General features: G+C 74.1%; 15 protein-coding genes and 1 pseudogene. 11 read left to right on the top strand and 5 right to left on the bottom strand.

Annotated elements, in window-relative coordinates; genetic code table 11:
• Positions 1 to 4 precede the first annotated feature (4 nt).
• A complete protein-coding gene (locus BLS70_RS18390) occupies positions 5 to 1,651 on the bottom strand; it encodes an ABC transporter permease (protein WP_091770919.1) in 1,647 nt (548 codons plus the stop codon).
• A 233-nt stretch (positions 1,652 to 1,884) separates the two neighbouring features.
• On the opposite strand from BLS70_RS18390, the gene BLS70_RS18385 reads away from it, so the two are divergent.
• From BLS70_RS18385 to BLS70_RS18370, 4 genes are all read left to right on the top strand, one after another.
• Entirely contained in the window at positions 1,885 to 3,252 is a 1,368-nt protein-coding gene (locus BLS70_RS18385; protein WP_091770917.1) for an amidohydrolase family protein, read from the top strand.
• A 114-nt stretch (positions 3,253 to 3,366) separates the two neighbouring features.
• Positions 3,367 to 5,016, top strand: coding sequence for an AMP-binding protein (locus tag BLS70_RS18380; protein WP_091770915.1), 1,650 nt, complete (start codon positions 3,367 to 3,369; stop codon positions 5,014 to 5,016).
• Positions 5,017 to 5,044: 28 nt separating this feature from the next.
• Positions 5,045 to 6,574: a sugar porter family MFS transporter gene (locus BLS70_RS18375; protein WP_369406240.1), complete on the top strand. Its 1,530-nt coding sequence runs from the start codon at positions 5,045 to 5,047 to the stop codon at positions 6,572 to 6,574.
• 48 nt (positions 6,575 to 6,622) lie between these two features.
• Positions 6,623 to 7,192, top strand: coding sequence for a hypothetical protein (locus BLS70_RS18370; RefSeq protein WP_091770911.1), 570 nt, complete (start codon positions 6,623 to 6,625; stop codon positions 7,190 to 7,192).
• 4 nt (positions 7,193 to 7,196) lie between these two features.
• On the opposite strand, the gene BLS70_RS18365 is transcribed toward BLS70_RS18370, so the two are convergent.
• Positions 7,197 to 7,715 (bottom strand): nucleoside deaminase, encoded by a 519-nt coding sequence (locus BLS70_RS18365; protein ID WP_218122490.1) that lies wholly within the window; start codon positions 7,713 to 7,715, stop codon positions 7,197 to 7,199.
• On the opposite strand from BLS70_RS18365, the pseudogene BLS70_RS21675 reads away from it, so the two are divergent.
• The 4 genes and pseudogenes from BLS70_RS21675 (at position 7,636) to BLS70_RS18345 (ending at position 11,615) form a co-directional block, all read left to right on the top strand.
• Positions 7,636 to 9,269: pseudogene (locus tag BLS70_RS21675) on the top strand (amidase family protein). The gene BLS70_RS18365 and the pseudogene BLS70_RS21675 sit on opposite strands and share 80 nt — an antisense overlap.
• Complete coding sequence (locus BLS70_RS18355; protein WP_091770905.1) at positions 9,266 to 10,609, top strand: amidohydrolase family protein; 1,344 nt, start codon at positions 9,266 to 9,268, stop codon at positions 10,607 to 10,609. The pseudogene BLS70_RS21675 and the gene BLS70_RS18355 overlap by 4 nt, the downstream one beginning before the upstream one ends.
• Before the next feature lie 43 nt (positions 10,610 to 10,652).
• The gene (locus BLS70_RS18350; RefSeq protein ID WP_091770903.1) at positions 10,653 to 11,159 is read left to right on the top strand and encodes a cupin domain-containing protein; all 507 of its coding nucleotides are present in this window, start codon (positions 10,653 to 10,655) and stop codon (positions 11,157 to 11,159) included.
• 63 nt (positions 11,160 to 11,222) lie between these two features.
• Positions 11,223 to 11,615, top strand: a complete 393-nt coding sequence (locus BLS70_RS18345; RefSeq protein WP_091770901.1) for a VOC family protein — start codon at positions 11,223 to 11,225, stop codon at positions 11,613 to 11,615.
• 4 nt (positions 11,616 to 11,619) lie between these two features.
• On the opposite strand, the gene BLS70_RS18340 is transcribed toward BLS70_RS18345, so the two are convergent.
• Positions 11,620 to 12,402, bottom strand: a complete 783-nt coding sequence (locus BLS70_RS18340) for an alpha/beta fold hydrolase (RefSeq protein WP_091770899.1) — start codon at positions 12,400 to 12,402, stop codon at positions 11,620 to 11,622.
• 158 nt (positions 12,403 to 12,560) lie between these two features.
• Here BLS70_RS18340 and BLS70_RS18335 point away from each other — a divergent pair, with 158 nt between their 5' ends.
• Positions 12,561 to 13,364: an ABC transporter ATP-binding protein gene (locus BLS70_RS18335; protein WP_255362570.1), complete on the top strand. Its 804-nt coding sequence runs from the start codon at positions 12,561 to 12,563 to the stop codon at positions 13,362 to 13,364.
• A gap of 1 nt (position 13,365) precedes the next feature.
• The gene (locus BLS70_RS18330; protein ID WP_091770897.1) at positions 13,366 to 15,909 is read left to right on the top strand and encodes an ABC transporter permease; all 2,544 of its coding nucleotides are present in this window, start codon (positions 13,366 to 13,368) and stop codon (positions 15,907 to 15,909) included.
• 43 nt (positions 15,910 to 15,952) lie between these two features.
• Here the strand turns inward: BLS70_RS18330 and BLS70_RS18325 are convergent, their stop codons facing one another.
• Complete coding sequence (locus tag BLS70_RS18325) at positions 15,953 to 16,273, bottom strand: hypothetical protein (RefSeq protein WP_143030451.1); 321 nt, start codon at positions 16,271 to 16,273, stop codon at positions 15,953 to 15,955.
• A gap of 117 nt (positions 16,274 to 16,390) precedes the next feature.
• On the opposite strand from BLS70_RS18325, the gene BLS70_RS18320 reads away from it, so the two are divergent.
• On the top strand, positions 16,391 to 17,077 hold the full coding sequence (locus BLS70_RS18320) for an NRDE family protein (protein WP_255362569.1): 687 nt from the start codon (positions 16,391 to 16,393) through the stop codon (positions 17,075 to 17,077).
• Between the two features lie 27 nt (positions 17,078 to 17,104).
• Here BLS70_RS18320 and BLS70_RS18315 read toward each other — a convergent pair whose 3' ends face one another.
• The gene (locus tag BLS70_RS18315) at positions 17,105 to 19,441 is read right to left on the bottom strand and encodes a lysylphosphatidylglycerol synthase transmembrane domain-containing protein (protein WP_091770893.1); all 2,337 of its coding nucleotides are present in this window, start codon (positions 19,439 to 19,441) and stop codon (positions 17,105 to 17,107) included.
• Positions 19,442 to 19,464: the final 23 nt, after the last annotated feature.

Here is a 19,464-nt window from a genome sequence, read left to right as displayed (position 1 = left end):
CCGGTCAGCCCCCGAGGCGCCGCAGGGAGGCGGATTCGGCGGCCGTGGCCAGCGCGTAGAGGAGGAAGGCCACGAGGGTGATGGCGGCGACGCCGGACCACACGAAGCCGAACTGGGCCCCGGCGGCGGCCCGGAGCATGTCCGAGCCCAGCCCCTCGCCGGTGGCCAGCCACTCGGCCAGCAGCGCGCCCAGCAGCGCGGTCGGGGCAGCGACCCGGGCGGCGGCGAAGACGGCCGGGAGCGCTGACGGCAGCATCACCCGGATCACGGCCTGCCACCTGCTGCCGCCGTTGACGGTCACCAGGTCGCGGCCCGCCGTCGGCGTCCGGTCCATCGCGGTGACCACGGTGATCAACGTCGGGATGCAGGTCACCAGCCCGCCGATGAACAGCACCACCCCGACGCCGCGGCCGAAGAGCAGCACGAACAGTGGCGTGAGGGCGACCAGCGGCACGGCGCGCAGCGCGATGGTGAACGGCAGCACGACGCGCCGCGCTGCGGTGCTGACCGCCACGGCCGTGGCCAGGCCCAGGGCGGCCAGCGTGCCGGCGGCGTAGCCCAGCACCGTGTCCTGCACGGTGATCAGCAGGGACGACCACAGCTCCGAGCGGTTGGCCGCGGCGTCGGCATCGGTGAACAGGTGCGCCCAGACGTCGACCGGCGTCTTCATGAAGTAGGAGCTGAGCCCGCTGAGCACGACCGCGCCGTGCCACAGCGCAAGGACCAGTCCCACGCTCAGCGCCGCCGAGCCCAGGGTGGCCGACGTGCGCCGCAGCCGGCCGCCCCGGCGGACCGCCGGGGCCGGGAGGGCCTGCAGGGCGGTGCCGTGGGTGGCCCACGGGATCAGGAGGCGCTCGGCCAGCACCGTCAGGAGGTAGAACGCGGCCGCCAGCAGGGTCGTGTACAGGGCGAGGGCCCAGGTGCGGGTGATGTCGAGGGACTGCTGGCTGTAGACCATGGCGACGCCCAGCCCGGACCGCGCGCCCAGGTACTCACCGACGACGGCGCCGAGCACCGCGGCCGGCGCGGCGATCCGCAGCCCCGAGAACAGCGACGGCAGGGCGGCGTGCACGCGCACCATCACCAGCTGCCGCCAGCCGCCCCCACCGGAGACCGTGACCAGATCGAGGTTGGTCTGCGAGGCGCTGCGCAGGCCCAGCATCGTGGCGATGAGGGTGGTGAAGAAGACGCCCTGGGCGGAGATGACGATCTGGGCCCTGGGCTCCGACAGGACCGCACCCAGGATCGGCGCCAGCGCCACGATCGGCAGGCAGTACAGCGCCACGAAGACCCGGAACAGCATCGTCTCGACCGGCCGCACGAGGACGAACACCGCCGCGGCCAGGACGGCGACGAGGTTGCCCCACAGCCAGCCCATGGCGGCCTCGAACGCCGTCTGACGCAGGTTGGGCCAGGCGAAGGGCACGTCCTGCACGAAGCGGACGAGGATCTCGGTCGGCGCCGGCAGCGCGTAGCTGTCGGCCAGCACGGTGCGGGAGGCGAGCTCCCACGCGGCCAGGACGACGGCCGGGCCGGTGAGTGGCGCCAGGCGGCCGGCCAATGAGGCGGTCCGCCGGCGGGGCCGGCCGGTGACCGGCGGCGCCCCGGCCGGCGGCGTCGTGGGGACGGCTGCGGTCAGGACCTGCGACATGACGTCCTCCTCCCGTCGCCACGGCGGGCAGGCCGGGAGCCGGCCTCCCGGCGTGTGCCGGGCTCGTGACGGGGATGAATCTCGCCGCGGTCGATGACGAACTGGTCAGCCGGAAGTTGCGTTCGTGTCAACAGCCGTTCCCCGGCCGGTGACCTGCGCGACATCCGCGCGAGGGCTCCGGATGGGCGCGCCGCACAGCCCTAGGGTCGGCCCCTCCCGAGCCGAGGAGTCCGATGCCCCGCCGCCTGCTCACCGCCGACCACGTCGTCGTCATGGACGACGCCCGGTCGGTCCTCCCCGACGCCGCCGTCCTGGTCGACGGGCGCACGATCGCCGAGGTGGGCGACGCCGCGGGCCTGCTCGCCCGGCACCCGGACGCCGAGCGGGTCGACCTGCGCGGCCACGTGCTGATGCCCGGCCTGGTCAACGCCCACCACCACTCCGGCATGCTCCGCGGCACCGCCGAGCACCTGCCGGTGTGGGAGTGGCTGCGGCTGCACATCGACCCGATGCACCGGGTGCTGCGTCCCGAGGAGGCGGAGGCCGCGGCATGGCTCTGCTACGCCGAAGGGCTGCTCTCGGGCACCACGACCGTCGTCGACATGTGGCGCTACCTGGACGGCGCGGCCCGGGCCGCGACGGAGCTGGGCAACCGGCTGGTCACGGTGAACTACGTCGGCGCCCACCCCGACCACGACTACTTCGACACCCTCGACGACAACGAGCGGATGCTGCGCGAGTGGTCGGGCGCCGCGGATGGGCGCATCGTCCCCTGGGTCGGCCTCGAGCACCCCTTCTACGCCGACCGGGCCGGCCAGCAGCGCGCGGCCGCGCTCGCCCGCGAGTACGACACCGGCTTCTACACCCACTGCAGCGAGGCCGAGGTGGAAGTGGCCGACTTCGAGGCGAGGGTCGGAGCCCGCCCGATGTTCGCCCTGGAGAAGCTCGGGCTGCTCGACGTCCCGCGGGCCGTCATCGCACACGCGGTGTGGCTGGACCAGGCCGAGGTGGAGCTGCTGGCGCAGCGAGGGGTCGGCGTCTCGCACAACCCGGTGAGCAACATGAAGCTGGCCAGCGGCATGGCGCCGGTGCGCGAGCTGCTGGCCGCCGGCGTGCACGTCGGCCTGGGCACCGATGGCGAGAAGGAGAACAACAACCTCGACATGTTCGAGGAGATGAAGGTCGCCTCGCTGCTGGGCAAGCTGCGCGACATGGACGCCGCGGCCATGGACTCCTGGGACGTCCTGCACATGGCCACCCGGGGCGGCGCGGCCGCGCTCGGCCTGGACGACCGGATCGGCTCGCTGGAGCCGGGCAAGGACGCCGACCTGATCGCCGTCCGCGCGCACACGCCGCGGATGACCCCGATCCTCGGCAGCGGGCCGTACGCGAACGTGCACCACAATCTGGTTCACGCCGTCCGGGGCAGCGACGTCGCCCTGACCATGGTCGCGGGCCGGGTCGTCGTCCGGGACGGGCAGCTGGTGACCGCCGACCTGGGCGAGCTGGTCGACCGCGTGCGGTCCCTGGTGCCTGGCCTGTTCCAGCGCCGGAGCGCGTACCTCGAGACGGCGGAGCGGCCGCCCGGCATCTACGGCTGATTTCGCCCCTCGATGGGACGGACGCTGATCCCCTCTGGTCACGGGCGCCGGCCGGCGATTGGATGGGCGCCTGCCGAGCGGACGCCTCGACCATCACGGGACGGGACAGCACACATGAGCACAGCGCGGTCGTACGCCGGCGGGACCTCGACGGTCCCCCTGCTCGGGGACACCATCGGCGCCAACCTCGACCGGACCGCGGCGCGGGTCGGCGACCACGAGGCACTGGTGGAGTGCGCCACCGGCCGCCGCTGGACCTATCCGCAGCTGGTCGCCGACGTCGACGCGTGCGCGCTCGGCCTCGACGACCTGGGGGTGCAGAAGGGCGACCGGGTCGGGATCTGGGCGCCGAACTGCGCGGAGTGGGTGTTCGTCCAGTACGGGACCGCCAAGCTCGGCGTGATCCTCGTGAACATCAACCCGGCGTACCGCACGCACGAGCTGGCCTACGTGCTGAAGCAGGCCGGCATATCGGTGCTCGTGGCGGCGCCGGAGTTCAGGACCAGCGACTACCGCGCGATGGTCGCCGAGGTCCGCGGCGACTGCCCCGACCTGCGCGAGGTGGTCTTCCTCGGCGACCCGGAGTGGGAACGACTGCTGAGCACCGGCCGGGCCGCCGACCGCGGGATCCTGGTCCGCAGGGAGGACGAGCTGTCGGCGGACGACCCGATCAACATCCAGTACACGTCCGGCACGACCGGCTTCCCCAAGGGCGCGACGCTCACCCACCACAACCTGCTCAACAACGGCTTCTTCGTCGGTGAGGGCTGCGGGTACACCGAGGCCGACCGCGTGTGCATCCCGGTGCCCTACTACCACTGCTTCGGCATGGGCATGGGGAACCTCGGGGCCACCTCGCACGGCGCGACCATGGTCGTCCCCGCACCCGGCTTCGACCCCGCGCTGACCCTGAGGGCCGTGCAGGAGGAGCGCTGCACCTCGCTGTACGGCGTTCCCACGATGTTCATCGCCGAGCTCGGGCTGCCGGACTTCGCCGACTACGACCTCTCCAGCCTGCGCACCGGGATCATGGCCGGCTCGCCGTGCCCGGTGGAGGTGATGAAGCGCGTGGTCAGCGAGATGGGCATGACCGAGGTGACCATCTGCTACGGCATGACCGAGACATCGCCGGTGTCCACCCAGACCGGTGCCGACGACGACCTGGAACGGCGGACGTCGACCGTCGGCCGGGTGCACCCCCACCTCGAGGTCAAGGTGGTCGATCCGGCGACCGGGCTGACCGTGCCGCGCGGGGAGACCGGTGAGTTCTGCACCCGCGGCTACTCGGTGATGCGCGGCTACTGGAACGAGCCCGCGCAGACCGCCGAGGTCATCGACGAGGCGCGCTGGATGCACACCGGCGACCTCGCGGTGATGGACGAGGCGGGCTACCTGAACATCGTCGGGCGGATCAAGGACATGGTGATCCGCGGCGGTGAGAACGTGTACCCGCGGGAGATCGAGGAGTTCCTGCACACCCACCCCGACGTCGTGGACGCCCAGGTGATCGGTGTCCCTGACGAGCGCTACGGCGAGGAGCTGATGGCCTGGGTGCGGCTGCGCGAGGGGGCCGAGCCGCTCACCGCGGCATCGCTGCGCGAGTTCTGCGCCGGCCGGCTGGCCCACTACAAGGTGCCCCGCTACGTGAAGGTCGTCGACGAGTTCCCCATGACCGTCACAGGCAAGGTCCGCAAGGTCGAGATGCGACAGGTGTCGGTGGAGGAGCTGGGCTTGCAGGCCGCCGCCGAGGTCAGGAACGCCTGACCGGAGGGGCCGGGGTCCGGCGGGCGACATCCGGCCCGCTCACCTAGCGTGGCGGACGCCGCGCAGCTCCAACGAAGGGGCGTCGCGCCGCTGCGCCGAATGGGAGAGACCGATCACCGCGTCCGAGCACTCCGCCGCGCCCACCTCCGCTACGACCGGCACCCACCAGCAGCGGGACGACGGCGGTGAGCTGACCGGCGCGGTCGTCATCGTGGCGCTGGTGTCGGCGATCTCCGGTCTGCTCTACGGCTACGACACCGGGATCATCTCCGGGGCGCTGCTGCAGATCAGCGACGAGTTCGCCATCGGCAGCGGCTGGGAGCAGGTGATCGCCGCCTCCATCCTCGCCGGTGCGGTGATCGGCGCCCTGGTGTGCAGCCGGCTGAGCGAACGACTCGGGCGGCGGAAGACGCTGCTGATCGTGGCCACGGTGTTCGTCCTCGGCTCGCTCGCCGCGTCGCTGTCCCCGGATCCGGTCACCCTGTCGCTGTCGCGCGTGGTCCTCGGCTTCGCCGTCGGCGGGGCCACCCAGACCGCCCCGGTGTACGTCGCGGAGCTGGCCCCCTCCGCCTACCGCGGCCGCCTGGTGCTGTTCTTCCAGATCGCCATCGGCGTGGGCATCCTCATCGCCACGATCGTCGGCGCGACCGAGAGCGTCGGCTGGCGGGTGGCGATCGGGGCGGCCGTGGTGCCCAGCGCCCTGATGCTCCTGTTGATGCTGCGCCTCCCCGACAGCCCGCGCTGGCTGGTCAAGGCCGGTCAGGCGGAGCGCGCGCGGGAGGCGCTCGAGCGGGTCCGCCCGCCCGGCACCGACGTCTCCCCCGAGCTGCACGACATCTCTCAGCTGGTCGAGGCCGAGCGCACGGCGAAGACCAGTGGCTGGCGCGGCCTGCGCGAACCGTGGGTCCGGCCGGCGCTCGTCGTCGGATGCGGCCTGGCGATCTTCACCCAGCTGTCGGGCATCGAGATGATCGTCTACTACTCGCCGACGATCCTCACCGACAACGGCTTCTCCGACAGCGCGGCGCTGCGGGTGTCGGTCGCCCTGGGCGCGACGTACCTGATCACCCAGCTGATCGGCCTGGCGATCATCGACCGCGTCGGACGGCGGCGGCTGACGCTGATCACCCTGCCGGGGGCCGCCCTGGCGCTGATCGTGCTGGGCACCTTCTTCGTCACCGGCAACAGCGGCGAGGCGCAGGTGCCCTACATCATCGCCACCCTGATCACCTTCATGGCGTTCACGGCCGGCGGCATCCAGCTCATGGGCTGGCTCACCGGTTCGGAGATCTACCCGCTGGCCACCCGCGAGGCCGGGGCCGCGGCGCAGTCGGCATCGCTGTGGGGCACGAACCTGCTCATCACCCTGACCCTGCTGAGCATCATCGACACGATCGGCACCGGCCAGACGTTCTGGCTGTACGCCGCCTTCAACATCGCCGGCTTCGTCTTCCTGTACCGGCGGATGCCCGAGCTCACCGGCCGCAGCCTGGAGCAGATCGAGGGTCGGCTGTCCGACGGGCGCTTCACGCCCGCGGACTTCGCCGGCGCCCGCTAGCCCCAGGGCGACGTTCGCCGTCCCTCCCCCGGCGGGTAGCACCGGGCGATGAGCGGCAAGACGGCGGAGGACTACGCGGACGACTACACCGAGCCCGAGCTGCGGGCCCGCCTCAAGGAGGAGATCAAGGCCGGCGACCGGGGCGGCCGGCCAGGTCAGTGGAGCGCCCGGAAGAGCCAGCTCCTGACGTCGGAGTACGAGGCTCAGGGCGGCGGCTACCGGCACGAGGGCGAACGCACCCCGGCGCAGCAGCACCTCGCCGAGTGGACGGAGCAGGACTGGCACACCGCCGACGGCGGCGCCCGGGCCCGAGGCGACGACGGCACCGCGCGCTACCTGCCCGACGCCGCGTGGGAGCTGCTCACCGACGACGAGAAGAAGGCCACCGACCGGAAGAAGCGGTCCGGTACCGCGCAGCACGTCCCGAACACCGAGGCGGCCCGGCAGGCGCGTGCGGCCGCCGAGCTGATCGACGTTCCCGCTCCGGAGGCGCGCGAGCGCGTGGCCGCCATGGACGAAGAGGCCCAGCTCGACCGCGCCGAGCAGGCCGAGGCCGAACTCGGCCGGGGCCGGAAGACGGTGCTGCGCGCCATCGCCGAGCAGCGCCCGGAGCAGTAGGCCCTCAGACCCAGAAGCCCTCGTGGGCGATCGCCGCCTCGTCTTCCAGCAGCGGGCCGACGACCTCGATGTCCCGCTGGCCCCGCGCGAAGACCTCGCGGCAGGGCAGCGAGAACGTGGGGTTCTCCGGGTGATCGCCGGTGAGCTCGAGGAGCCGGTGCTCCGACAGCGCGTAGACCACCCGGGAGATGCCGGTCCAGTACACCGCCCCGGAGCACATGGCGCAGGGCTCGGCGCTGGTGAACATCGTCGCCCGGTTCATCTCCTCCGGCGAGAGGACCCGGGCGGCGGCCGCGACCGCGCGCAGCTCCGCGTGCTGGGTCGGGTCCCCCTCCGGCGGCAGCGAGTTGTTGCCCGCCGAGGCGACGACGGCGCCGTCCCCGCTCACGACGAGCGCGGCGAAGGGATGCCTTCCCTCGGCCCGGGAGACGGAGGACAGCCGGATGGCCTCGAGGAGGTGCGCCCGGTCGGCGGCGGTCAGTCGTTCGATCGTGCCCGCACTGGGCGGCAGGTGGGTCGTCACCGGCCCAGCATGCGGCGGGCATGTCAGCCCCGGGGTGCCGCCGTGTTTCGGTGCCGTGAACCTTTCCGCCGGGGGTCCGGACGGCGGCCGCGAGGTCCCGCGAGTTAACCCAAGAGGAACACCGCGGACGCCCGGAGCGCATCCGGCCTCCCTAGCGTCGCTCGCACCGACAGCCGCCCGGGTCGTCGCCGAGGGAGTCGCGGTGCCGCCGAACATGACCTGCCCGCCGATGACTGCTCAGGACGCCGTCCGCACCGTGCTCGCCGCCCTCGCGCAGGACCGCGACGGACCGGAGGACCCCGTCAACTCGGTGGTACGGCCGGCCCCCGCGGCGCTGGCCGAGGCGGCGGCGATCGATGCCGGGCGGCGGTCCGGCGCGCCCCTCCCCCGGTTGGCCGGCCTGCCCATCACGGTCAAGGACTCCTTCGACGTGGCCGGGCTGGTCACCGACGACGGGGTGCCCGACCACCGTCACGTCGCGGCGGCCGACGCCCCCGCCGTCGCTGCCCTGCGCGCGGCCGGGTGCGTCGTGGTGGGCAAGACGAACGTCCCGGAGCGGCTGGCCGACCACCAGGCCCGGTCCGCGGAGTTCGGGCACACCAGGAACCCGTGGGACCGGACGCGCACCGGGGGCGGTCCTCCGGCGGGGCGGCCGCCGTCGCGGCCGGCCACTCCCGGCTCGACCTCGGCAGCGACATGGTGGGCTCGGTCCGGATGCCCGCGGCCTGGTGCGGCGTCGCGGCGCTGCGCCCCACCCACGGTGTCGTCTCCAATCGAGGCCACCTGCCCTGGCCCTCACGGCTGCGCCTGGAACCGCCGGCCGCGACGGTCGGGCTGACGGCCCGCACCTGCGCGGAGCTGATCCCCGCCTGGGACGCCCTGCTCGCCGGCGCCGCCCTGCACCTCGGACCGGCGGACACGGCTCCCCCGACGGAGCGCGCCCCCCGGCTGGGCCTCTGGCTGCCGGCGGTGTGGCCCGCCACCGATTCCGAGACCCGCCGGGCGCTGGAGCGGTGGTGCACCGAGGCCGCGGACGCCGGCTGCGACGTCGTGCCGGTCACCCCGCCGCGGGCCGGCCGGTCCGAGGCGGAGCTGTACGGCCGCCTCGTCGCCGCCCAGATCGCCCACGGTGCGGGGGACCTCTCCCCCGCCCGGCCGCTGCTCGCCGACCTGGAGGAGCAGGCCGACGTCGCCGCCGCCTGGACCGACGGCGTCTACGCCGGCCCCGGCGCGGTCGACGCGCTGGTCTGCCCGGCGGTGGCCACCACTGCCTCGCTGCTGTCCGACGTCCCCGCCGCGCAGCGCACGGCCACCGTCGACGGCGTCGAGATGCCGGCGGAGTCGCTGTGCGACTGGTCGGTGATCACCTCGGTCGCGCACTGCCCCTCCCTCGTCGTCCCCGTGGGGCCCGGCGACGAGAGCGGCCTCCCCGTCGGCGCCCAGCTCCTGGGCGCCCCCGGATCCGACCGGGCACTGCTGCAGCTGGGCTGCCGGCTCGAGGCGCTCGGGCTCGTCCGTTTCCGCACCCCTTCCCCCTCAGGAGAACCGGCATGACCCCCGAACGGACCTGCGACCTCGCCGTCACCGGCGGGACCGTCTTCACGATGACCGGCGGCGACCCGCTGCCCGGCGCGACGGTCCTCGTGGACGGCGGGGTGATCACCGGCGTCGTCCCGGCCTCGGTGCCCGTGCGCGCCACGCGGACCATCGACGCCTCGGGCTCGGCGGTGCTACCGGGCTTCGTGGACTCGCACACCCACGTCGCGTCGAACATGCTCCTGCGCGGCCTGCTGGAGGACACCGAGCTGTTCGCCTGGCTGGAGACCATGTGGCAGCTCAAGCAGGACTTCGACCACGAGACCCTGTACTGGGCATCGATGTGCGGCCTCGTCGAGATGGCCAAGGCGGGGATCACCAGCTTCAACGAGCACTTCGACGCCTACGCGGTGACCCCGCAGGTGCGGGCCCTGCAGGACCTGCCGCTGCGAGCCACCCTCGGCTTCGGGTTCGCCGACCGCGGCGTCTACGCCGACGTGGCCCCGTGGTCCTGGAAGGCGGTCGACGACTTCGACGCGGCGTCCGCCGGTGCCGTCGCCGCCGGAGTCGACGGCGACCGGGTGCGCCTCGGGCTGTCCCCCCACGCGCCCTACTCCTGCACCGGGGATCTCTGGAAGGCGCTGCGCGAACTGGCCACCGACCGCGGGCTGCCGATCCACACGCACGTCGCTGAGGGGCTGCGCGAGCAGGCGTTCATGGAGCAGACCCACGGACGCACCACGGTGCAGTGGCTCGACGACCTCGGCTTCCTCGGCCCCGACGTGACCGCGGCGCACTGCACGCAGCTCACCGCGAGCGACATCGCGCTGCTCGCCGGCGCCGGGGTCAAGGTGGCCCACTGCCCGATCAGCAACGCCAAGCTGGTGTCCGGGACCATGGATCTCCGGGGACTGCTGCAGGCCGGGGTCACCGTGGGGCTGGCCACCGACGGGCCGGCCAGCCACAACTCGCTGGACATGTTCCAGGAGATGAAGTTCGCCGCCGCCATCCAGAAGCAGGCGACGCAGGACCCGACGTTCCTCACCACCGGCGAGGCGCTGCACCTGGCCACGGCCGGCTCCGCGGACGCGATGCACCGGCCCGAGGTGGGTCGGCTGGCGGTCGGCGCACCGGCCGACCTGATCGTCGTCGACCTGGACCGCCCGCACACCGCGCCGGTGTACGACGCGGCCGCCGCGCTGGTCTACAGCAGCCGGGCCGGCGACGTCACGCACACCGTCGTCGGCGGTCGCGTCCTGGTGGACGGCGGGGAGGTCGTGGGCCTCGACGAGGCGCGCATAGTCGCGACCTTCACGGAGAGGGCCTACGCCCTCCGCGACCGCTCGCTGAGCCGGTAGGAGGACCGGACCGCCGAGCCCGCAGCTCTGGCAGGCTGGACCGGTGAGCTTCCCGGACGCGCCCGGCTACCCGCCGGTCCGGTACCGCGACGAGCAGGGCGAGCGCAGCGGCCGGCTGCGCCGTGCCGGCACCCCACCGGACCTGGTCGGCCCGGCCACCGAGATCGGGTTCCTGGCCACCGCGGTGCAGACCGACGGCGAGTTCGGCCTGTACCGGTACACGATGACGGGCCCTCCCACGGGCCCGGGCCCGCACTTCCACCGCACCATCTCGGAGTCGTTCTTCGTGCTGTCCGGCACCGTCCAGCTCTACGAAGGCGGCGACTGGTACGACGCCACGGCCGGGGACTTCCTGCACGTGCCCGTCGGCGGGGTGCACGCCTTCCGCAACGCCTCCGGGGAGCGCGCGGAGATGCTGCTGCTGTTCGCGCCCGGTGCACCGAGGGAGTCCTACTTCGCCGGGAACATCGCCCGGGCCGCGGCCGGCCTCCAGCTCTCCGAGGAGGAGCGGCTGGCCAACCTCTGGGCCCACGACCAGTTCGACGCCTGACCGCGCCGGCCACCCGTGCACGGAGCACGGGACGACGCCACCAGGAGCTGCCAGGATCGCGGCATGCCCTCCCTCGGCGGCGCCTCGCACGTGGCTCTGACCGTCCGCGACATGGACGCCAGCGCCCAGTGGTACCAGCGCGTCCTCGGTCTGCAGGAGCTCCGCCGGTACAGCGCGGAGGACGCCGGGTCGCCGCGCGTCCTGCTGCTGGAGCCGAGCAGCTTCTTCGTGCTCGGGCTCTGCCAGCCCGACGACGGATCGTCCGAGCCGTTCGACCACCGGCGCACCGGCCTGGACCACCTCGCCTTCAAGGTGGCCGACGAGGCGGAGCTCGACGCCTGGGTCGCCCACCTCGACGAGCTGGGCGTCCCCCACTCGCCGGTCCGCGTCCTGGACCTCGGGCGCTTCGTGTCCTTCGAGGACCCCGACGGCATCCAGTTCGAGCTCTGGCTCTAGTCGGTCACCGGCCCGAGCGCTCCACGCGGCCGAGCCACTCGCCGAGCAGGGCGCGGAGCACCGCCGGCTGCTCGTGCGGCAGAGCGTGCCCGGCGTGGTCGACGACGGCCAGCGTGGCGTGCGGAAGCGACCCGGCGAACTCGACGGCGGCGGCGTACCCGACCGTCGAGTCCAGCCGCCCCGCCACGACCAGCGCGGGCCCGGCGTAGGGCGGTCCGGGATGCGGGGTGAGCTCCCACCGCTCGCCCAGGCGTTCCTGCGCCGCGACGTCCACGAGCGCCGCCGACGGGGCGACGAACCGCTCGTACCGCTCGAGCATCTCGGCGGTGTGCAGCACGAAGTACCCGCGGAACTCCTCGTCACCCAGGTCCGGCGCCCCGGCGACCACGCGGTGCGCCGGGACGTCGCGCACCCCTGGCAGCAGCGGGCAGACAAGGGCGAGTCCGGCGACCTGTTCCGGCCGCCGGGCCGCCATCGCCTGGGCGTAGCAGGCCCCGGCCGAGTGCCCGGCCAGCAGGTACGGCGAGCCGCCGGAAACCGCGTCCCCGAGCGCGAGCAGCGCCTCGAGGACGTCGTCGGAGCTGCGCAGCGTGTCGGGTGCCGCGGTGCGCCCCATGCCGGGCAGGTCGGGATAGATCCGCCGCAGACCACCGACGCCCTCGAGAGCCGGCTCGAAGCACGCCTCGGCCTCCCGGTGGTCGACGTAGCCGCCGTGCAGGACCAGCACGGGCCGCCCCGGCCCGTGCTCCACGACGGAGAACCGCACCTCGCCCGCCTCGACCTCCATCGCGGTCAGCCAACCGCGCCGGGACCAGGTCGACAAGCCGCAGCCGAGGCGGTGCGTCCGCCGTGCGGCGGATGGTCCGAAAAGCCCTACCGAACTGTCGTGGATCTTCCCTAGCGTCGTGGCCGCACGCCTCGGACACCCTCACCCCTGGAGTTCCCGTGACCCTCCCCGGCCCGCAGTCCGCCGCACTCCCGGCAGCACGCGGTCGCACCCTCACCAAGGTCTTCGGCGAGGGCGACACCCGGGTGGTGGCGCTCGACCGGGTCGACGTGGACTTCGACCGGGGCCGCTTCACCGCGATCATGGGGCCGTCCGGCTCCGGGAAGTCGACGCTCATGCACTGCATGGCCGGCCTCGACTCGGTGACCGAGGGACAGGCCTTCATCGGCGACGTCGACCTGAGCTCGCTCGACGACAAGGCGCTCACCGTGCTGCGGCGCGACCGGATCGGCTTCGTCTTCCAGGCGTTCAACCTGCTCCCGACGCTCACCGCCCTGGAGAACATCACGCTGCCGATGGACATCGCCGGCCGGAAGCCGGACCAGGCGTGGCTGGACCAGGTGATCGACACCGTCGGCCTGCGGGACCGGCTGGCGCACCGCCCCACCGAGCTCTCCGGCGGCCAGCAGCAGCGGGTGGCCTGCGCACGGGCCCTGGCCGGCCGCCCGGACATCGTCTTCGCCGACGAGCCCACCGGGAACCTGGACTCCCGCAGCGGCGCGGACGTGCTGGACTTCCTGCGCAGCTCGGTGCGCCGGATGGACCAGACCGTCGTCATGGTCACGCACGACCCCAAGGCCGCCGGCTACGCCGACCGCGTCCTGTTCCTCGCCGACGGGCGGATCGTCGACGAGATGGCCGAGCCCACCGCCGAGCGGGTGCTGGAGCGGCTCAAGGCGTTCGACCCCGCCGAGGACCGGACCGGCGAGGCGGACGCGGCGTCCCGGGCCGGGGTGCGCTGACGTGTGGCGCACCACCTGGCGCAGCCTGCTGGCCCACAAGCTCCGCCTGGCGCTGTCCGGGCTGGCGATCGTGCTCGGCGTCGCCTTCGTCGTCGGGACGCTGATCTTCACCGACACCCTGAGCAAGACGTTCAACGACCTGTTCGAGAGCACCGCGGCAGATGTCAACGTCACCCGCGCGGCCGCCTTCGACCAGGGCCTCGAGGGCACCGGGACCGGCGGGACGGCCACCTACGTGCCGGCCGGGCTCGTCGACGAGATCGCCGACGTCGAGGGTGTGGCGGCCGTCGAGGGCAATGTCCAGGCCGAGGGCGTGTACATCCTCGACGCCGACGGCGAGGTGCTCGACACCGGCGGAGCGCCGGGCATCGGCATCAGCTGGGACACCGAGGAGTCCCTCTCCCCCACCACGCTCGTCGACGGCCGGGCGGCCACCGGCCCGGGCGAGGTCATGATCGACACCAACTCGGCGGAGGACACCGGCTACCGGGTGGGCGACACCATCACGGTGCTGACCCCCGGACCCCGGGTCGAGGCCGAGCTCGTGGGCACCTTCCGCTTCGGCGACGAGGGCGGGCTCGCCGGCGCCTCGTTGACCGCCTTCGACACGACGACGGCGCAGGAGCTGCTCAGCGCGCCCGGGCAGTTCACCGGGATCGGCGTCGGCGCGGCGGACGGCGTCGACCCCGACGAGCTGGCCGACCGCGTCGCCGCCGTCGTCGGGTCGGACTACGACGTGAAGACCGCGAGCGAGCAGGCCGAGAGCCTCTCGTCCGACTTCTCCGAGGCCCTGCAGTTCATCAACATCTTCCTGCTGGTCTTCGCCGCGATCGCGCTGTTCGTCGGCACCTTCATCATCCTCAACACGTTCTCGATGCTCGTCGCCCAGCGCACCCGCGAGCTGGCGCTGCTGCGCGCCCTCGGCGCCAGCAGGGGGCAGGTGACCCGGTCGGTCCTGGGCGAGGCCCTGGTGGTGGGGCTCGTCGGATCCACCCTCGGGCTGGCCGCCGGCTACGGCATCGCCGCCGGGCTGCGCGCCCTGTTCGGCTCGTTCGGGCTGACCCTGGACGGGGACCTGGTCCTCAGCACCGACACGGTGCTGTGGGCCTACGCCGTCGGGGTCCTGGTGACGCTGGTGTCGGCGTACGTGCCGGCCCGGCGCGCGGCGCGGATGCCGCCCGTCGCGGCCATGCGCGACGACGTCGTCACCGCGCAGCGAGGGCTGCGCAGGCGCACCGTGGTCGGCGCCGTGCTCGCGGCGGTCGGCATCGCCGCCCTGGTCGGCGGCACGCTCTCGGACGACGGCGGGACGGGGGCCTCCCTCGTGGGGCTGGGCGCTCTCGCGCTGATCCTGGGGGCGACGGCGCTGAGCCCGGTGCTGGCCGTCCCCTTCCTGCGCAGCGTGGGCGCGCTGCTGCCGCGCATCTGGGGCACGACCGGGCGGCTGGCGCAGGAGAACGCCGTCCGCAATCCGCGGCGCACGGCCGCGACGGCGTCCGCCCTCATGATCGGCCTGGCCCTGGTGAGCGCGTTCAGCGTCATCGGGGCGTCGACCAACGCGAGCATCGACGAGCTCGTCACGGGCTCCGTGCGCGCCGAGTTCGTGGTGTCCAGCGCGGTGCAGGTCCCGTTCAGCGGCGACGTCGCGGCGGAGCTGGCCGAGGTCGACGGCGTGGACGCGATCATGCCGCTGCGCTGGGGTCAGGCCCAGCTCGACGGCCGGACCAGCTTCCTGACCGCCGTCGACCCCGACTCCCTGGACCGCTCCATCGAGCTCAGCCTGGTCGACGGCTCGACCGAACGGCTCGGCGGGAACGGGCTCCTCGTCGACGAGAGCACAGCTGATGGCCGGGGCTGGGCCGTGGGCGACACGGTAGAGGTGCTGACGCGCGACGGGCGCCAGCAGGAGCTGGTGGTCCGCGGTGTCTTCGAGTCCAACCAGGTGATCGGCTCCACCGTGGTCTCCCTGGACTCGCTCACCGCGTTCGGCGGGGTCGCCCTGGACCGCTTCCTCTTCGTGGACCTGGCCGACGACGTGGCACCGGCCGACGTGCGCCCGCAGCTGGAGGAGGTGACCGACGCCTATCCCGTCGTGGACCTCAAGGACCGCGGCGAGTTCTCCGACGAGCAGAAGAGCTCGGTCGACCAGTTGCTGCTGCTCATCAACGCCATGCTGGTGCTGTCGGTGCTCATCGCCGCGCTGGGGATCGTCAACACACTGGCGATGTCGGTGATCGAGCGGACGCGGGAGATCGGGCTGCTGCGGGCGGTCGGGCTCGGGCGGGCACAGCTGCGCCGCATGGTCCGGCTCGAGGCCGTGGTCATCTCCATCTACGGCGCGGTGCTGGGGCTGGTCCTCGGCACGCTGTTCGGCGTCGCCCTCAGCCGGTCACTGGCCGATCAGGGCATCACCGAGCTCGTCGTCCCCCTCCCGCGGATGGCGGTGTTCCTGCTCGTCGCGGCGGTCATCGGCGTGCTCGCCGCCGTCGGGCCGGCCCGGCGAGCCGCCCGGCTGAAGGTTCTGGACGCCATCGCCCAGACCTGACGCGCCCCTGGCGACCGGGGCCGGGCCGCGGCCCGGCCCGACGTCAGCCCGAGCGGCGCAGCAGCCGCGCGAGCAGCGAGCGGGGCCGGTGCCGCCCGGTCCGCGCAGGCACCACGGTCTGCTGCCGCTCGCGCTCGTGCACCGTCGGGGACTGGGTGGTGCGAGGGTGCGGCGGGACCGGTCGGCTCAGCCGGGAGCGCGCGACGTAGTGCTGCAGTGCCTCGGGGCTGCTCCGGTGGCCGCGGGCGGCGACGTCGTGCCGCGCCTCCCACTCGGCCATGCACTTCTCGGCGGCGCTCATCTGGAGGGGGTCGGGGGCCGGGCGTGCCGGTCGCGTCCGCGAGGTGCTGGTCTCGGTGCTCATCGCGTCTCCCACGGGGATGCCTGCGTCAGGGAGTGTTCTCCGCCCGCCGAGCGGTGCACAGAGCGCAAGGTCCTGCCCCGCGCGGAGGAGCCCGACCCGGCTCGGGAGGATGGCCGCATGTGCACGGTGGTGGTGCGACGGTCCGGCGACCGGCCCGGAGAGGTCCTCGCCGTCCGCGACGAGCTGACGGGGCGGCAGTTCGACGATCCCGGGCGGTGGTGGCCGGAGCTCCCCTCCGTGGTCGGCGGCCGGGACCGCGTCGCCGGCGGGACGTGGTGCGCCACCGACGTCGGCACCGGCGTCACGGCCCTGGTGCTCAACCGCTACCACGAGCGGACGGCGGCCCCGGGAGCACCGAGCCGCGGCGTGCTCCCCCTGCTCGGCGTCGTCCACGGGGCGGCGTGGGTGGACCACGTCGCCCTGACCGGGATGGCCGGGTTCCTCCTCGTCCTGGTCGCTCCGGACCGGCTGACCAGCCGGGAGTTCGACGGCGAGCGGCTGACCACCACCGAGCACCCCGCCGGCACGCACGTGTTCACCTCCGGCGGATCGGAGGACCGCAAGGGCGAGCTCTGGCGCGGGACCTTCGCGGAGGCGGCCTTCCCCGACCGGTGGCGCGGACTGGTGCAGGAGCAGGAGCCCGCACCCGAGGCCGAGGCACTCGTCGTCCGCCGCGAGCGGGAGGGCCGGGTGTACGGCACGGTCTTCGCCGAGACGATCGACGCCCGCCCCGGCCGGCTGCGCCTGGAGTACAGCCGGGAGCCCTGGACCGCCGCCTGGGAGAGCGCCGCCTTCGACGCCTGAGCCCGGCCCCCGGTCCGACAGGGTGACTCAGATGGCGTGCCGGCGCTGCAGGTGGACGAAGGCGAGCCAGCCCACCGGTGCCGGCAGCCAGAACGTGACGACGCGGAAGGCCAGCACCGCGGCCAGCGCCGCCGCCACCGGCACACCGGTCGCGGTCAGGCCGCCGAGCAGCGCCGCCTCCACCGCGCCGAGCCCGCCGGGTGTGGGTGCGACCGAGCCGACGGCGGAGGAGACCAGGTAGACGCCGATGACCGTGGGCAGCGCCAGAGAGGCGTCGAACGCCCGTAGCGAGGCGGCCAGCGCCAGCACGTACCCGGCGTTCTGCAGCAGGATGCCGCCCAGCGCGGTGGCCAGCCGCCGCGGTTCGGTGGCGGCGGCGAGCAGCTGGGGCAGCGACTGCCGGACCAGCGGCTCGAGACGGCTGATCAGCAGGCGGCGCACCGGCGCGATCGCGACCAGCAGCCCGACTACGGCGACAGCCCCGAGCAGCACGAGCAGCACGTCCCCGCTGGGCACCAGTGACAGCCGCGCCGTCGACACCCCGCTGGCCCAGCCGACGACGAGGAGCAGCAGCACGGTCGCCGCGACCGTCGCCACCTGGCTCACCGCGACGCTGGCCGCGGCCGCCCCCACGGTGAGGCCGGCCCGCTGCAGGTACCGGATGTTGAGGCCGACGTGGCCCACCGTCGGCGGGGTGACCAGCGTCAGCCACGCCGTCGACAGCTGCACCAGCGTGGTACGGCCCAGGGAGAGGGCGACCGGCACGAAGGGGATGAGGGCGAGGGCGGCCCCGACGTAGGTGAGCGCGGAGCCGCCGAGCGCGACCAGCAGCCACAGCGGATCGGCCCGGCGCAGCTCGTCGACGATGCTCACCTGGGACAGCTGCGAGGCGAGCAGGAAGGCCGCGACGGTCGACGCCGCGACGGTGAGGATGACCCGCGGGGAGAAGCGTTCGAGTCGGGGCGCGGCGGCCACGGTGCCGTCCGGGCCGGTGAGGGCGCGCCGCAGCTCGCCGAGCAGTCCCGTGCCGCGCACCGCCCGCCGGACCGACGACGGGAGGGCGACCGGCTGCAGCAGCGCCGGCACCCGCGGCGGCACCGGGTCCGCGCCGCCCGCCCGGAGCGCCGCGACGGCGGCGTCCGAGCCGACGACGGCCGCGCCGGCCACCAGCAGGGCGACGGTGTCGAGCTCGCGCTGCAGCTCGCCGGCCGCCGGCTGCGCGGCCCGCAGGTCGCGGAAGCCGACGGTCCCGTCCGGCTCGAGGAGGACGCAGTCAGGGGTGAGCGCGCCGTGCGCGAGCCCGACGGCGTGCAGCCTGCGCAGCGCCGCGAAGGCCGCCGCCAGCGCGTCAGCCGCCCGCTCACCCGCCTCGGTCAGCGGGGTGCCGGTCAGCGGGCGCTCGACCAGGACCAGCGCCGGTCCGACGGCCAGCAGCGCCATGACCGCGGGCACGGGCACGCCGGCCGCGGCGGCCAGGGCCGCGCTCGACGCCTCCCGCTCCAGGTCACCGCGCTGGCTCAGGGAGGGCCGGCCGACCACGGCGGCGCGGAACCGGAGCATGCGCCCGGCCCGGCGCACCAGCGGCAGCCCCCGGCCGTCGGGGTCGACGACGGTGATGCACACCGGGCCCGTGGCATCGGCCCCGGTCAGGCGGACCAGGCCCGCGTGCTGCTCGGCGACCTCGAGCGCGTCGACCACCACCCCGGCGCGGGCGAGCTCGGTGCGGATGACGTCGTCCGACGGGCGGGCGGAGCTGACACCGGCCACCAGGCGCACGGCCAGCCCCGCGACCCCCCCGAGCAGCACCGCAGCGACCGTGCCCTGGAGGGTGAGGTTGCCCAGCGCCACGCCGCAGGCCAGCCCCGCCAGCACGGCCCACCGGCTGGGCTGCCGCCAGCGCCGCCGTCGCTGGAGGTCCGCGCCGACGAGGAAGGCGATCGTGGCCACCACGGGCACCAGCGCCGCGTCCGTGCGGGGACCGGTCAGCACGTCGGCCACGACGCCGCCGGCCGCGTCGCCGATGCGCTCCGCCACCGCACCGAGCCCGAGGCCGAGCACGCCGGCGACCAGCGCCTGGGCCAGGGCCGCCCGCCGGTGCCGTGCCGCGTCGACGGCCACGGTGAGCAGGACGGCCAGCGTGGCCAGGGACGAGACCACCGAGGCGAGGGAGAACAGCGCCCGGAGCGGGTCGCGCACGACCGTGGGCACCGTGCGGTCGAGCGTCGCGACGGCGTCGGGCGTCTGCAGCGTGAGCAGCACGATCACGCCCAGCCCGGCCGCGGTGGTGAGCAGCTGGACGAGGTCGTTCGGGCGACGGACGCGGGTCACCGGCGGGTGTGCCGTCTCGCCGCCACCCCCGCTCACCGCGCGATCATCCACGAGCGGCG

Origin of the sequence: Blastococcus aurantiacus, from assembly GCF_900102425.1 — a bacterium.
Classification (GTDB): Bacteria; Actinomycetota; Actinomycetes; order Mycobacteriales; family Geodermatophilaceae; genus Blastococcus; species Blastococcus aurantiacus.
The sequence above is the reverse complement of the archived record's forward strand: the minus strand, read 5'-3'. Positions and strand labels throughout refer to the sequence as shown.

Bases quoted from the DNA above. Each gene is read 5' to 3' on its own strand.
- BLS70_RS18390 (WP_091770919.1), bottom strand. From the start codon at position 1,651: ATGTCGCAGGTCCTGACCGCAGCCGTCCCCACGACGCCGCCGGCCGGG.
- BLS70_RS18385 (WP_091770917.1), top strand. From the start codon at position 1,885: ATGCCCCGCCGCCTGCTCACCGCCGACCACGTCGTCGTCATGGACGAC.
- BLS70_RS18380 (WP_091770915.1), top strand. From the start codon at position 3,367: ATGAGCACAGCGCGGTCGTACGCCGGCGGGACCTCGACGGTCCCCCTG.
- BLS70_RS18370 (WP_091770911.1), top strand. From the start codon at position 6,623: ATGAGCGGCAAGACGGCGGAGGACTACGCGGACGACTACACCGAGCCC.
- BLS70_RS18355 (WP_091770905.1), top strand. From the start codon at position 9,266: ATGACCCCCGAACGGACCTGCGACCTCGCCGTCACCGGCGGGACCGTC.
- BLS70_RS18345 (WP_091770901.1), top strand. From the start codon at position 11,223: ATGCCCTCCCTCGGCGGCGCCTCGCACGTGGCTCTGACCGTCCGCGAC.
- BLS70_RS18340 (WP_091770899.1), bottom strand. From the start codon at position 12,402: ATGGAGGTCGAGGCGGGCGAGGTGCGGTTCTCCGTCGTGGAGCACGGG.
- BLS70_RS18325 (WP_143030451.1), bottom strand. From the start codon at position 16,273: ATGAGCACCGAGACCAGCACCTCGCGGACGCGACCGGCACGCCCGGCC.
- BLS70_RS18320 (WP_255362569.1), top strand. From the start codon at position 16,391: ATGTGCACGGTGGTGGTGCGACGGTCCGGCGACCGGCCCGGAGAGGTC.